The sequence below is a fragment of the Arthrobacter sp. 7Tela_A1 genome, from assembly GCF_049311065.1.
GTDB lineage: Bacteria > Actinomycetota > Actinomycetes > Actinomycetales > Micrococcaceae > Arthrobacter_B.
On the sequence record NZ_JAXIOO010000008.1, the window covers coordinates 79,666 to 93,548 of the forward strand.

11 protein-coding genes and 1 tRNA gene are annotated in these 13,883 nt (G+C 66.3%); 5 read left to right on the forward strand and 7 right to left on the reverse strand.

The window, feature by feature from the left end; all coding sequences use genetic code 11:
- Positions 1–29 precede the first annotated feature (29 nt).
- The 6 genes from TVB01_RS05495 to TVB01_RS05520 all read right to left on the reverse strand — a co-directional run bounded on the left by TVB01_RS05495 (position 30) and on the right by TVB01_RS05520 (position 7,648).
- Positions 30–1,091, reverse strand: a complete 1,062-nt coding sequence (locus TVB01_RS05495; protein ID WP_422454740.1) for a beta-ketoacyl-ACP synthase III — start codon at positions 1,089–1,091, stop codon at positions 30–32.
- On the reverse strand, positions 1,088–2,044 hold the full coding sequence (locus TVB01_RS05500) for an ACP S-malonyltransferase (protein ID WP_422454742.1): 957 nt from the start codon (positions 2,042–2,044) through the stop codon (positions 1,088–1,090). The genes TVB01_RS05495 and TVB01_RS05500 overlap by 4 nt, the downstream gene beginning before the upstream one ends.
- 109 nt (positions 2,045–2,153) lie before the next feature.
- Positions 2,154–3,386, reverse strand: coding sequence for a PucR family transcriptional regulator (locus tag TVB01_RS05505; RefSeq protein ID WP_422454743.1), 1,233 nt, complete (start codon positions 3,384–3,386; stop codon positions 2,154–2,156).
- Positions 3,387–3,503: 117 nt separating this feature from the next.
- On the reverse strand, positions 3,504–5,015 hold the full coding sequence (locus TVB01_RS05510) for a carboxyl transferase domain-containing protein (RefSeq protein ID WP_422454745.1): 1,512 nt from the start codon (positions 5,013–5,015) through the stop codon (positions 3,504–3,506).
- Positions 5,012–6,217, reverse strand: coding sequence for a CaiB/BaiF CoA transferase family protein (locus tag TVB01_RS05515; protein ID WP_422454747.1), 1,206 nt, complete (start codon positions 6,215–6,217; stop codon positions 5,012–5,014). Before TVB01_RS05515 ends, TVB01_RS05510 begins: the two co-directional genes overlap by 4 nt.
- Positions 6,218–6,286: 69 nt before the next feature.
- Complete coding sequence (locus tag TVB01_RS05520; RefSeq protein WP_422454748.1) at positions 6,287–7,648, reverse strand: SLC13 family permease; 1,362 nt, start codon at positions 7,646–7,648, stop codon at positions 6,287–6,289.
- 175 nt (positions 7,649–7,823) lie between these two features.
- On the opposite strand from TVB01_RS05520, the gene TVB01_RS05525 reads away from it, so the two are divergent.
- Positions 7,824–8,519, forward strand: coding sequence for a FadR/GntR family transcriptional regulator (locus tag TVB01_RS05525; RefSeq protein WP_422454750.1), 696 nt, complete (start codon positions 7,824–7,826; stop codon positions 8,517–8,519).
- A gap of 103 nt (positions 8,520–8,622) precedes the next feature.
- On the opposite strand, the gene aceE is transcribed toward TVB01_RS05525, so the two are convergent.
- Positions 8,623–11,361 (reverse strand): pyruvate dehydrogenase (acetyl-transferring), homodimeric type, encoded by a 2,739-nt coding sequence (gene aceE, locus TVB01_RS05530; RefSeq protein WP_422454751.1) that lies wholly within the window; start codon positions 11,359–11,361, stop codon positions 8,623–8,625.
- A 344-nt stretch (positions 11,362–11,705) separates the two neighbouring features.
- On the opposite strand from aceE, the gene TVB01_RS05535 reads away from it, so the two are divergent.
- The 4 genes from TVB01_RS05535 to TVB01_RS05550 all read left to right on the forward strand — a co-directional run bounded on the left by TVB01_RS05535 (position 11,706) and on the right by TVB01_RS05550 (position 13,734).
- Complete coding sequence (locus TVB01_RS05535; RefSeq protein ID WP_422454753.1) at positions 11,706–12,125, forward strand: DUF3052 domain-containing protein; 420 nt, start codon at positions 11,706–11,708, stop codon at positions 12,123–12,125.
- Positions 12,126–12,130: 5 nt separating this feature from the next.
- A complete protein-coding gene (locus TVB01_RS05540) occupies positions 12,131–12,616 on the forward strand; it encodes a peroxiredoxin (RefSeq protein WP_422454754.1) in 486 nt (161 codons plus the stop codon).
- Position 12,617: 1 nt separating this feature from the next.
- Entirely contained in the window at positions 12,618–13,577 is a 960-nt protein-coding gene (locus TVB01_RS05545) for an NAD-dependent protein deacetylase (RefSeq protein ID WP_422454756.1), read from the forward strand.
- A gap of 84 nt (positions 13,578–13,661) precedes the next feature.
- Positions 13,662–13,734: transfer RNA gene (locus tag TVB01_RS05550), tRNA-Val, on the forward strand.
- Positions 13,735–13,883: the final 149 nt, after the last annotated feature.

The window sequence follows — 13,883 nt, forward strand, 5'->3', positions numbered from 1 at the left end:
CAACCGCCGAAGCGGTGTGGTCTGTGAAACTAGGGGAGGACAACTACCTGTGCGCCAAACACCAGGCCGGCGCCGAAACCGATCTGCAGCGAGAGCTTCCCACTCAGTTCGGGATGTTCATTGAGCAGCCGGTGCGTGGCCAGGGGAATGGAAGCGGCGGAGGTGTTGCCGGCGTCGGCAATGTCGCGGGCGATGACCACTGACTCGGGCAGCTTCAGCTGCTTGGCCATCTCATCGATGATTCTCATGTTGGCCTGGTGCGGGACAAAGGCTGAGAGGTCGGCGGCCGTGATGCCCGCAGCGTCAAGCGCCTGCTGGGCGGCCTTGGCCATTTCCCAGACAGCCCAGCGGAAGACGGTCTGTCCGTCCTGGCGGAGGGTCGGCCACAGCTTGGTTTCGCGCTCAGCCAGCACCGAGGCCGGAATCGTGCCGTCGGACTCGGCAGCCAGGGAGAGTTCCCGGATTTCAAGCATGGAGTGGGTCATGCCAATGGCGCCGGACTTGCTGCCGTCCGATCCCCACACTGAAGGCCCGATGCCGGGTGTGTCGGAAGGCCCGATGACGACGGCGCCGGCACCGTCACCGAGGAGGAACGAAATGGTGCGTTCGGTGTTGTCGATGAAGTCGGAGAGTTTTTCGACGCCGACCACCAGCACGTACTTGGCGGCCCCGGATCGCACCAGGGCGTCGGCCTGGGCAATTCCGTAGCAGTAGCCTGCGCAGGCAGCGGAGACATCGTAGGCGGGCGCCGGTGTGGCACCCAGGCGGTCAGCGACCTGGGCGGCAGCCGAGGGAGTGGCGTAGGGGTGCGTCACAGTGGAGACGATGACAGCGCCCAGTGCGGATCCGTCGATCCCGGCCTTTTCGAGCGCCTCGCGTCCGGCCAACTCGGCCATGTCCACAACGGACGTACCCTTGTCAGCGCGGTGGCGGGTGACAATGCCCGTCCGCTGCCGGATCCACTCGTCCGAGGATTCGATCCACTGGCAGACGTCGTCGTTGCTGACAATCACGTCGGGCCGGAACGCGCCGATGCCGTGAATACGGCTGAACTCGTGGATGGGGGACTGCTTCAGGGTGGGCGTGCTCACGCGTTACCTTCTTGTGTTGTAACTGCTGCCGCACCGGAATGCTCGGCCACGAAGGCCCGAGCAGCGGCGAGGTCTTCGGGGGTCTTCAGGGCCAGGGCCGGAACTCCGCGCATGCCGCGCTTGGCCAAACCGGTAAGGGTGCCTGCCGGAGGAAGCTCCAGCATGCCGGTGACGCCCATGCCCGTCATGGTTTCCATGCACAGGTCCCAGCGGACCGGACGGGACACCTGGGCGATCAGGCTGTCGAGGTTGGCCTCACCGCTGACGACTGCGGCGCCGTCGTAATTCGAGAGCAGCGTAGGGCGGGGCTCGGCGGGAGACAGCGAGGGCCGCAGTGCCTCAAGGGTGCTGAGCGCCGGCTCCATATGGCTGGTGTGGAAGGCTCCGGCCACCTTGAGCGGAATAACCCGCGCCTTGGCAGGGGGGTTTTCAGCCAGCAGGCCGAGCTGCTCCAGCGTTCCGGCGGCGACGACCTGCCCGCCGCCGTTGGCGTTGGCGGCAGTGAGTCCCAGCTCGGCAAGGACGCGTGCCACGTCGTCTGGATCGCCGCCGAGGATGGCGCTCATGCCGGTGGGTACCGCTGCCGCGGCGCGGGCCATGGCATTGGCGCGTTCGCGCACGAAGGCCATGGCGTCGGCTTCCGGGAGTGCACCCGCCAGTGCGGAAGCAGTGATTTCGCCGACCGAGTGTCCCGCAACAACCGTGGCTGCAGTCAGCGCTTCGGCATCCAGCAGCAGCCGGCCGGCCACAAGTCCGGCCGCGACGATCAGCGGCTGGGCGACGGCGGTGTCCTTGATGGTTTCCTCATCGGAGACGGTGCCGTGGGCCACCAGGTCAAGACCTGCGACGTCGGAGAGCTCTTCGAGGTGCTCCCGGACTCCGGGCAGTTCGAGCCACGGAGCGAGGAAGCCTGGCGTTTGTGACCCCTGGCCGGGGCAGACGATTGCAAGCACGTAACAAGCTTTCCAAAGAAGGTGCGATTTGCCGGGTGTTTAGGTGAACCAAGCTCTCTGGGACGCGTTGTAGGAAGTCTACAAGCGAAGTCCCTGCTGGCAAGGGTACTCAGGAGCGCGCTGCAGGCCGTTCCGCGGCCGTTTTTCCGGCCGGTGCGAGGCGCCCGACCACCAGGGCTGTCTGCAGCACGAAGGCTTCCCGGGGCAGCATCGGATCCCATCCGGTGATGTCGCAGACGCGCCTGAGCCGGTACCGGACGGTATTGGCGTGGACAAAGAGCTCCCGCGCCGTGGCTTCAAGGGAATGCCCCAGGGAAAGGTACGCCGACAGGGTGTCAGCCAGACCGTTGGAAGCGGCCAGCAGGGGACGGTAGATGTTGCGGATCAGGGCCTTCCTGGCCGAGTCGTCACCGGACATCACACGTTCGGGCCACAGGTCGTCGGCTGCCACCGGGCGGGGAGCAGCGGGCCAGGCTTTGGCAGCTGTCAAGCTGGCGAAGGCTGCCTGGGCCGACGGTCCGGCTTCCACGAGGGACTCCGCCGCCGGGCCGTAGACGACCGGGCCCGGACCGAAAAGGTCAGCAAGCCGGGCGAGGGCGCCGGCCTTGTCGGAGAGTCCGCCCAGGACCAGGATGAGGCGGTCGCCCTGGATGCCCACGAGGGTGTCTTCGGCAAGCCTCCCGGCGACCCTGCGCATCTCATTGACGAAGGTCGGGTTGGGGTCGGCCGGGGGACTGCCAACGATGACGGTCACAGGGGCTGCCGAGGTCCAGCCCACCGCAGCGATCCTTGACCGCAGCGCGTCCGAACTTTCCCCGCGAAGGATGGCGTCGACAACCAGCGCCTCCAGCCTGGTATCCCAGGCGCCGCGGGTCTCCGCTGCCCGGGCATACACGTCCGCGGCTGCGAAGGCGACCTCGCGGGAATACCGGAGAACGGCTTCACGCAGCGGGCCCTGCACTGAACCGGCAGCGAGCTCCGGGACCCGGTCCTCGACAACCTGGACCACCACCCGGATGAGGGAAAGGGCTTTCTGCAGGCTGATGGCGCGGGTCAGTTCAGTGGGTGCGGTGCCGAAAACGTCGCTGAGCACCCAGGCCGGCGAAGCGGGGCGTTCATACCAGTTGACGAATGAGGCGATGCCTTTTTGCGCCACCATGCCCAGCGCCGAACGCTCATCCGGACGAAGCCCGCGGTACCACGGAAGGGAAACGTCCAACTGCTTCAGCGTGGCTGTGGAGAGTTTGCCGATATTCGCTTTCAGGCGCTCAAGGACCAGCGGGTCCGCGCCGCCCGCTTCGGGCGAAGTTGTGGCCTGGGTCACCGGTGGGGTTGCTGGCATCTTTCGAGCTTACGGCCTTGGGCCCGCAACCTCCATTTTGTGAGAAGGCTACAAGTGTGGACAGGAGGCGGGAGGATTTTCCGGAAGGTTCCCGCGGGCAGGTCCCGGCGCCGGCGTTCACAGTACCGATCCCAGGCGGCGGAACCTCTCAGCACGTCCAGCAAGCCTTTCCTCCCCGGGGACGGAACGCAGGGTGGCCAGCTCATACTCAACGGCCTCTGCCATCCGCCGGCAGAACGCCGGTGCCTCGGCGGCGGCGTCGGGGCGTTCCTCCACAATGTGGTCCACGATTCCGTGGGCAGCCAAGGCCCCCACCGTGACACCCTGTTCCTCGGCCATCTGTGCGCCGTGGCTGGTGTCGCGGTGGACGATGGCGCTGGCTCCTTCAGGCGGCAGGGAGGAGAGCCAGGCATGCTGCGCAGCGATCGTGCGGTCAGCGGGAAGCAGTGCCAGCGCGCCGCCGCCGGCACCCTGGCCCATCAGCACCGACACCGTAGGGCACTCCAGTCCCACCAGGTCATTGAGGCTCCGGGCAATTTCGCCGGCCAGCCCGCCCTCCTCGGCTTCCCGGGACAGCGCGGCCCCGGCCGTGTCGATGATCGTCAGCAGGGGCAGATCCAGTTCCTCGGCCAGTCGCATGCCCCGGCGCGCTTCCCGCAGCGACGCCGGGCCAAGCGCTGCCTGCTCGCTGCCGCGCTGCCGATCCTGGCCCAGCACCACGCAGGGGGTGTTGCCGAACCGGGCCAGTGCCAGCAGCAGCCCGGGATCTTTCTCGCCCTGGCCGGTTCCGTTCAGGGGCAGGACGTCGGCAGCGCCGACGTGCAGCAGTTGCCGGACCCCGGGACGCAGGAGATTCCGGGAAATGGTGATGGACTCCCAGGCAGACAGCGCGGAGGGGCCGCTGCCCAGCGACGCCGGTGCCGGCATGGGGTCAGCCGGCCCGGGCAGGAGCATGGACAGTGCGCGGTGAATGGTTCCGGCAAGCTCTTCCGGCGGCAGGACGGCGTCGACGAGGCCTCTGGCCTGCAGGTTTTCCGCCGTCTGGACGCCCGTCGGGAAAGGCTCCCCGTACAGGGCTTCGTAGACGCGGGGGCCCAGGAAGCCGAGGAGGGCACCCGGCTCGGCGACCGTGATGTGGCCGAGTGATCCCCACGAGGCCATCACGCCGCCCGTGGTGGGGTGGCGGAGATAGACCAGGTACGGCAAGCCGGCTTCCTTGTGCCGGCGGACGGCGGCGGTGATCTTCACCATGGACAGGAAGGCCAGGGTGCCTTCCTGCATGCGGGTGCCGCCCGATGCCGGGCCGGCAAGCAGCGGCAGGCCTTCACGGGTGGCCCGCTCGACGGCGTGCATCAGGCGGTCCGCTGCAGCGACTCCGATCGAGCCGCCCAGGAAACCGAACTCGCAGACAACCAGGGCAACGCGCCGCCCGCGGACCAGGCCTTCACCGGTCAGGACCGATTCATCCTCACCGGTTTTCTGCCGGGCTGCGGCGAGGTCTGCCTCATAGGCTTCGCTGTGCCCGGTGTAGGTCACGGGGCTGTCCCAGGAACGGTAGGACCCGGGGTCCACCACCATGTCCAGCAACCCGCGCGCGTCCAGCCGCTTCCGGGGTGCCTGCACGGTCATGACTGCTCTCCTTCCCTGCCCGCCAGCCAGCGCCGGACGCCGTCCCCGTGCTGGTTCAGCAGTGGAGGTGCCGTATGGCTCCGGTGCGTGGTCTCGGTTCCCGCGTCCGCTTCGAAGAACCGCAGGGGCGGGCCCGGAAGGGTCACCTCGCCCAGGACCGGGTGCTCGACGTCGATCATCAAGCCCTGTGAACGGACCTGTTCCCACGCGTAGACCTCATCGAGGGTTCGTACCTTCCCTGCGGGAATCCCCTCGGCCCGGAGCTTTTCCAGGAGCGGCTCGGCGTCGAATCCCGCAAAAGCTTCCTCGACAGCGGCGATCACTGCCTCGCGGTTGCGCACCCTTTCGGCGTTGCCGGCGAACTCCGGCCGGGAGGTATCGATCCCGAATGCGGCGGCGAAGGCCACCCAGAGCTTTTCGCTGCCCACGCTGATCTGGATTTTCCCGTCCCGGCAGGAGAACAGGCCGTAGGGAGCGATCGAGGGATGGTGGTTGCCCTGTGCTGCGGGTACTTCCCCGGCCACGGTGTGGCGAGTCCCCTGGAACGCATGGACACCCACGACGGCGGCCAGCAGGGAGGTGCGGACCACCTGTCCCTTGCCGGTGCGCTCGCGTTCGAGCAGTGCGGCCAGCAGTCCAAAGGCCCCGTACATCCCGGAGAGCAGGTCCGCGATGGGGACACCCACCCGCTGGGGATCGGCAGGGCTGGACCCGGTCAGTGACATCAGCCCGGCCTCGCCCTGGACAATCTGGTCGTAGCCGCTGCGGGTGGCCTCGGGGCCGTCATGGCCGAACCCGCTGATGGAGAGGATCACCAGCCGGGGGTTGAGTTCGTGGAGCTGCGCGGGGGAGAAACCGAGGCGGTCCAGGACCCCTGGGCGGAAGTTCTCCACCAGCACGTCCGCCCGCCGTACGAGGTCCCGAAGGACCGCCGCGCCGTCCTCGGATTTCAGGTCGAGGCTGATGGACTCCTTGTTGCGGTTGCAGGAGAGGAAGTACGTGGACTGCTGGTCATCTTCCGGTCCGGCGAAGGGCGGTCCCCAGCTCCGGGTGTCATCTCCCGTGCCGGGGGTTTCCACCTTGATGACCCGGGCACCGAGGTCTGCCAGCATCATGCCGGCGTGCGGTCCTGCCAGGGCCCTGCTGAGGTCTGCGACAACATAGCCGTCCAGGGGGCCGCGGGTGGGGGAATCGGTAAGCATAGGGGTTTCTTTCCTTTGTTCTGAAGTGCCGGCGTTCCGGCGTTCCACTGCGCGGGTCCGGGTACGGCCCTAGAGCCAGCCGGGAACCACCATGACCACCCACGCGACCAGCGGCCCGGCCACAACGACGATTCCGCTGTAGGAGAGGATCTGCTTGTAGAAGCGGTCCTTGTCCAGGGAATCGGGGGCGTTGGCGAGCACCAGGGCGCCGTTGGTGGAGAAGGGAGAAACGTCAACGATCGTGGAGGACACTGCCAGGGCGCAGATCAGCCCGACGGCGCCAATCTCGCCGGAGGCCAGGAACGGCACGGCGAGGGGGATCAGGGCGGCCAGGATGGCGGTGGAGGAAGCGAAGGCGGAGACGACCGCACCGATGTAGCAGATCAGCAGGGCGGCCAGCAGCGGCATGCCCAGTCCGACCACGCCGTCGGACACGTATTCAACGGTTCCCGCCTCCTGCAGGACGCCCACGAAGGTGAGCATGCCGCAGATCAGCAGCACGGTGGACCAGCTGATCTTGTTGACCGCTCCTTTTTGGGCCTGGGGCGATACGAGGGCCAGGACTACCGCGATGGTGATGGACACGAAACCGACGTCGACCTTGAAGCCGAGGGCCACAACGGCCAGGACGATCAGGCCGGCGATGGTGGCGAGCTGGGGGAAGAGTTCGCCGCGGGTCTTGGTGGCGTCCACACCGTCGCCCGCGGGATCGCGCGGGCCGTAGATACCCGAGCCGGTGCCTTTGTAGGCAACGTCGGTGCGGTCGGCGGAGCTGACGCTCATGCGCGCCGAGGCGACCTGCTCCACGAAGGCGCCGGCTGCGCTGCTGCGCAGCTTGGTGCCGCCGAGGACGAAGAAGAGAATCAGCGCGATGAATGTATTGAAAAGCAGGCTCGCCATGAAAACGGCGAATGGGCTGGACTCGAGGTCGGTGTTGCCGATGATGCCGTTGACGGTGACGCCGTACACCGCGATCGGGGAGAAGCCGCCGGCCTGGGCGCCGTGGATGACCATCATGCCCATCATCAGCGGGTTGATCTTGTTTTTTGCGGCAAAGCCCAGGGCGATTGGGGCAATGATGGCGACGGCGGCAGGGGAGAGGGCGCCGACGGATGTGATGAGTGCGGTGATGGCGAACATGATCCAGGGGATCAGTGCCACCCGGTTGCCGACCAGGCGGACAGCGCCGCGGACTAAGAGGTCAATCGTCCCGTTGTTCTGCGCTATCGCAAACAGGTACGTCACGCCCACGATGGTCAGGAACAGTCCGCCCGGGAAGTTGGCCAGGATCTCCTCGGTGCTCATGCCAAGTACGAGGAAGCCAAGGGCGAAGGCGCCCACGAACGCCAGGGCGCCCATGTTCAGCGGCAGGACGGTGGCCAAAAGGAACATGGCCGCCAGGAACAGTATTGATAGGACAGGAGCGGACATCGGCAGTCCCTACGTCGGAGGTCCCTGCGGTTCCGGGGAGGCGGAGCCCAGGTTGGATGTGAGCCACATCACAGGCTCACTGGCCTAGCCTCTTAGACTCTGGGTCTCCGTGTCAATCCATCTATACTCAAATGTCCCGGCCGGCAGGCGCCGGTCAGCGCCAAGGGAGGCTCCCATGTCCGGTACGACCGATCCGCAAGGCTTCGTCCGGGTCCCGCGGCCCCGGCTCTACGAGGTGCTGGTGAAGCAGCTGCTGGACTATATCGCCGCCACCGGCCTCGGCCCCGGGGACCTGCTGCCTGCCGAAAGGGACCTCGCCGATCGAATGGGAGTCTCGCGGGCCACCTTGGCACAGGCGCTGGTGGCGCTGGAGGTCCTGGGGGTTATCGACGTCCAGCACGGCACCGGAGCGGTGCTCGTGTACCGGCCCAGCGTGGCATCCGTGCTGCGCGAACTGCGTGAACACCGGGACCGGATGCCGGAAATCGTCGAGGCGCGCAGCACCCTGGAAGTCAAACTTGCGGCGCTCGCAGCGCAGCGCCGTACAGCCGCGGACCTCGCCGCCATTGAGGCGGCCCTGGAGGCCATGTCAGCTGAAATCGCCGGGGGCAGCCGCGGTACGGATGGGGACGAGCTTTTCCATCAGGCCGTGGCCGCTGCGGCGCACTCGTCCATCCTGGCGTCCATGATGACGTTCATCGCCGAACTGGTCCGCGAGACCCGGCTCGCGTCGCTGGGCCAGCCGGGGCGGCCCGAAGTTTCGCTGGCCTCCCACCGTGCCATCGCGGACGCGATCAGCGCGGGCGATCCGTCAGCGGCTGCGGACGCGATGCAGGCCCACATCGACCTGGTTGCCGAGACAGACCTGTAGCCGGCCGGATTTGCAGCCCCGCAGACCTGTAGCCGCAGGTGCGGCTACAGGTCTGCGGGGCGGCTGCAGCGGCTCAGTGCCCGGCCACTGTGCGGATGCCGGCCTAGGCGTCGCCGCCGGCGTTGCCGCTGGTTCCCTTCGTGACATCCAGCAGATGGTACTTGGAGATCGCCTCCTGCGGCGCCGAGGCATCCACCTCTTTGCGCCGTGCCAGCATTTCCAAGGACCGGACCACCATGGAATGGCTGTCGATCTTGAAGAACCGGCGGGCTGCCGCGCGGGTATCCGCGAAGCCGAATCCGTCGGCGCCCAGGGACGCAAACTCGTTCGGCAGGAACTGCCGGATCTGGTCCGGCAGCGCCTTCATATAGTCACTTGAGGCGACGACCGGCCCGGTGGCTCCGGCCATTTGCTGCGTCACGAAGGGGACCCGCGGTTCTGCGTCGGGGTGCAGGAAGGAATGCTCTTCCGCTGCCAGTCCGTCACGGCGCAGCTCGTTCCAGGACGTCACTGACCAGACATCCGCCGAAACGTTCCAGTCGTCTGCGAGGAGGCGCTGGGCTTCCAGCGCCCAGGGGACCGCGACGCCGGAGGCCAGGAGCTGCGTCCTGGGTCCGTCAATGCTCGCAGGGGAGAGCAGGTAGATGCCTTTGATGACGCCTTCAACGTCAAGGTCCTCCGGAGCCTTCGGCTGCTGGATCGGCTCGTTGTAGGCCATGATGTTGAAGATGACGTTCGGGTCCTCCGAGTCCGGGCCGTACATCTGCTCCAGGCCGTGGCGGACAATGTGTCCAATCTCGTAGCCGTAGGCCGGATCGTAGGTCTTCACCGCGGGATTTGTGGAGGCCAGGATCGGAGAGTGCCCGTCAGCATGCTGCAAACCCTCACCGGTCAGCGTCGTCCTGCCTGCGGTGGCCGAGATCATGAAGCCGCGAGCCATCTGGTCCGCAGCCGCCCAGATGAAGTCCCCGGTCCGCTGGAAGCCGAACATCGAATAGAACACGTAGACCGGGATCAGGGGAACGCCCTGGGTCGCATAGGCCGTTCCGGCAGCGGTGAAGGCGGCAATGGAACCCGCCTCGTTGATTCCCATGTGCACGATCTGGCCCTGCGGGGACTCCTTGTACGCCAGGACAAGGTCCCGGTCCACGGACAGGTAGTTCTGCCCCTGGGGGTTGTAGATCTTCGCCGTCGGGAAGAACGAGTCCATGCCGAAGGTGCGGGCCTCATCTGGGATGATCGGCACAATCCTGGTGCCGAACTCCTTGTCCCGCATCAGGTCCTTGAGCAGCCGCACAAAGGCCATGGTGCTCGCGGCCAGCTGTTTGCCGGAGCCTCGGTTCGCCACCTCATAGGACTTTTCGCCGGGCAGGTGGATGGGTTTGAAATCCGAGCGGCGCTCCGGGAGGAACCCGCCCAGCTCCCGGCGCCGGTCCAGCATGTACCGGATCTCAGGCGCCTGAGGGCCCGGGTTGTAATACGGAGGGCGGTAGGGGTCCGCCTCGAGCTGTTCATCGGTGATGGGAATCCGCAGGTAGTCCCGGAAAAGCTTCAGGTCATCCAGGGTCAGCTTCTTCATCTGGTGAGTGGCGTTCCGGGCCTCGAAATGCGGTCCCAGCCCGTAGCCCTTCACCGTGTGGGCCAGGACAACAGTCGGCTTGCCCTTGAACTCGACCGCAGCCTTGTACGCGGCATAGACCTTCCGGTAGTCGTGCCCGCCGCGCTTCAGGTTCCAGATGTCGTCGTCGGAAAGCCCTGAGACCATCGCCTTGGTCTGGGGACTCTTGCCGAAGAAGTGGTCCCGGACGAATCCGCCGGACTCGCCCTTGTAGGTCTGGTAGTCGCCGTCGGGCGTGGAGTTCATGATGTCCACCAGGGCACCGTCTTCATCCGCTGCCAGCAGCGGATCCCACTCCCTGCCCCACACGACTTTGATGACGTTCCAGCCGGCGCCGCGGAAGAAGGCTTCCAGCTCCTGCATGATCTTGCCGTTGCCGCGGACCGGGCCGTCGAGGCGCTGCAGGTTGCAGTTGACGACGAAGGTCAGGTTGTCGAGCTTGTCGTTGGCGGCCACGTGCAGCAGCCCCCGGGATTCGGGTTCGTCCATTTCGCCGTCGCCCAGGAAGGCCCAGACGTGCTGGTTGGAGGTGTCCTTCATGCCGCGGTTGTCCATGTACCGGTTCAGCTGCGCCTGGAAGATCGCGTTCATGGGGCCGATCCCCATGGACACGGTGGGGAACTCCCAGAAATCCGGCATGGACCGCGGGTGCGGGTAGGAGGACAGGGCGTGTCCCTCACGGGACTTTTCCTGCCGGAAGCCGTCAAGGTCCTCTTCGGTGAGCCGGCCCTCCAGGAAGGCCCGGGCATACATCCCCGGTGCCGCGTGGCCCTGGAAGTAGACCTGGTCGCCCCGGCCGGGAAAGTCCTTGCCGCGGAAGAAGTGGTTCATGCCCACTTCGTAGAGGGTTGCAGCTCCGGCGAAGGTTGAGATGTGGCCGCCGACGCCAATGCCGGGCCGCTGGGCCCGGTGGACCATGACGGCGGCGTTCCACCGCATCCATGCCCTGAACCGGCGCTCGATCTCTTCGTCTCCCGGGAACTCCGGTTCCTGGTCCACCGGGATCGTGTTGACGTAGTCCGTGGTGGTGACCATGGGCACACCCACGGAATGGGCACCTGCGCGCTGGAGCAGGGAGCGCATGATGAACTGCGCCCGTTCAGTGCCTTCAGTCCGGATCAGGTCGTCCAGCGATTCGATCCATTCGGCGGTTTCTTCCGGATCCTTGTCCGGCAGCTGGCCCGTGAGCCCGCTGAGGATGTCCGTTTTGTCTTCTGCGGCCACGAAATTCTCCTATGCACAGATGGTGACTGGACATTGGTCTGACGCTGCGCTGATGATTCCCGGCCCTGTCTGCCGGGCGGCTGGGTGCTTTGGTCCCATGGGCGGCGTGCGGCCCCGGAGCCCTTTAGGCCACTGTAGACCGGTGGCAGATTCTTTCGTAGGGTTCGCGGCCAACCTCGTGCCTGCGGGGCAAGGGCCCCCCGGACAGCGCGTCCGGGCACGGCCGCAGCGCGCAAAACCCCTTGAAGCTTGCCGCCAAAAGGTGTTCCCTTGTCTTCAGGAACGGGCGGTTCGCCCCAAGATGTGATTCCCTTGTATTTATGCAGTCAACCAGGAGGAGTGAAGTGAGCGAGGCCGATGCCGCCACGGAAAGCAATGTGGCGGAAAGAATGGGTTTCAAAGACGGCGACCTGATTCAGGAATTCGGCTACGACGAGGACGTTGACTTCGATCTCCGGGAGGATCTTGAGGACCTCGTCGGCGGCGAACTCCTGACGGAGGACGATCATGATGTCGTCGACGGCGTGATCCTGTGGTGGCGCGCCGATGACGGTGATTTGGTGGACGCGCTGGTCGATTCGCTGACCACGCTGGACGACGGCGGCGTCGTCTGGGTCCTCACCCCGAAGTCCGGCCGGAGCGGTTATGTTCCCCCGGCAGACATTGAGGAAGCAGCTCCTACAGCGGGCCTGCACGTCACCACCTCCCCGGGTGTGTGCCAGGACTGGGCAGCCACCCGCCTGGTGAGCCGCAGGAAGAAGTAACCTGCATGCCGGCTGAAACCGGACCCGGTCCCGGAGAGCCGGCCCCCGGCTTCGTGCTCCCGAACCAGTATGGCGAGCCGGTGAGCTTGGAGCGGATGGCAGGGAAGCCGGTGGTGCTGGTTTTCTATCCCTTCGCTTTCTCCCGGGTGTGTTCCGGAGAGCTGGCGGAACTGGCAGCACTGCAGCCGGAGTTCCGTGCAGCCGGAGCCTCACTGCTGGCAGTTTCCTGCGACGCAAAGTATTCACTCCGAGCCTGGGCAACGGAGCAGGGGTGGGAGTTTGGCCTGCTTTCGGATTTCTGGCCGCACGGTGCCGTCGCCCGGCGCTACGGTGTGTTTGACGAAAACCGCGGCCTCGCCACGAGGTCCAGTTTTGTCATCGGAGCCGACGGCGTCATCCGCACGGTCCTGAGCTCCGCGATGGGCGAACCCCGCGACCAGGCGGCATACCGTAAGGCGCTCTTGGAACTCTCAACGGCTGGCCGGAGCTGACATGCCCCTGGCGCGCAAACCCTCCGGTCCCGCCGGAACCGGACTGACCGGGTTCGTGACACGCGATCCGGCCGATGCTTCCACCGACCCCACGGATGCCGAGCGGGCGCAGCTCAATGCCGCCGTCGAGCTCCTGGCAGGGCGCCGCATGGCGCTGCTGACAGGAGCCGGCCTCAGCACCGACTCGGGGATTCCGGACTACCGCGGACCCGACGCGCCGCCGCGCAATCCCATGACGTACCAGCAGTTTGTCGGCGACCCCGAGATGCGGCAGCGATACTGGGCCCGCAACCACGTTGGCTGGCACCACCTGCGGCACGCCGTGCCCAACGCAGGACATGAGGCCGTGGTCCATCTGGAAGAGCGCGGGCTGCTGACGGGCGTCATCACGCAGAACGTGGACCGGCTCCACAGCGATGCGGGCAGCATCCGGGTCATCGACCTGCACGGCAGGTATGACCGTGTCCTCTGCCTCTCCTGCGGATCCGTCTACACGCGTGAAGGGATCGCCCGGCTGCTGGAAAAGCTGAATCCGGGATACCTGGAACAGGTCGGTGCCGAGTGGGACACAGCGCCCGACGCCGACGCCGAAATCGCGGATACGGAAGGCTTTACGGTCGCTGACTGCCCGGTCTGCGACGGCATGCTGAAGCCCGACTTCGTCTACTTCGGTGAGAACGTCCCGAAGGAACGCGTCCGGCTGGCTTACGCGGCCGTTGATGATGCCGGCGCCCTGCTCGTGGCGGGCTCGTCGCTGACCGTGATGAGCGGACTGCGTTTTGTCCGGCACGCCGCGAAAGAGGGAAAGCCGGTGGTGATCATTAACCGGGGGCAGACCCGCGGAGACGATCTGGCGGACCTGAAGATCGACATGGGGGTGGGCGCGGCACTGCAGTATCTGGCCCGTGCCCTGCCCGAGCCGGGCACGGCACAGCACGACGCCGGAACGGAGCCGGATTAGGCGTTTAGGACGCCTGTCCGGTAATGTAATTCCTCGTGATGCGGCGCTGGCCGGGATATCCCAGCTGGCATAACGGGTCACGTCGGGTCTTTAGCTCAGCTGGTAGAGCGCCACGTTTACACCGTGGATGTCATCGGTTCGATCCCGGTAGGACCCACGGACAAAACCCGCCTCGGTAACAACCGAAGGCGGGTTTTTTCGTCCCTCGTCAAGGCAGGGTGATCCCCGGAGCCCACCCGCCGAATGCCCCGCCGAGGTGGCGGCCGGCACACACCGGACTCTGAGGTTTCGGTGGTAAGACGGAAC

Bases quoted from the DNA above. Each gene is read 5' to 3' on its own strand.
- TVB01_RS05545 (WP_422454756.1), top strand. From the start codon at position 12,618: ATGCCCCTGGCGCGCAAACCCTCCGGTCCCGCCGGAACCGGACTGACC.
- TVB01_RS05510 (WP_422454745.1), bottom strand. From the start codon at position 5,015: ATGACCGTGCAGGCACCCCGGAAGCGGCTGGACGCGCGCGGGTTGCTG.
- TVB01_RS05525 (WP_422454750.1), top strand. From the start codon at position 7,824: ATGTCCGGTACGACCGATCCGCAAGGCTTCGTCCGGGTCCCGCGGCCC.
- TVB01_RS05520 (WP_422454748.1), bottom strand. From the start codon at position 7,648: ATGTCCGCTCCTGTCCTATCAATACTGTTCCTGGCGGCCATGTTCCTT.
- TVB01_RS05505 (WP_422454743.1), bottom strand. From the start codon at position 3,386: ATGCCAGCAACCCCACCGGTGACCCAGGCCACAACTTCGCCCGAAGCG.
- TVB01_RS05515 (WP_422454747.1), bottom strand. From the start codon at position 6,217: ATGCTTACCGATTCCCCCACCCGCGGCCCCCTGGACGGCTATGTTGTC.
- TVB01_RS05540 (WP_422454754.1), top strand. From the start codon at position 12,131: ATGCCGGCTGAAACCGGACCCGGTCCCGGAGAGCCGGCCCCCGGCTTC.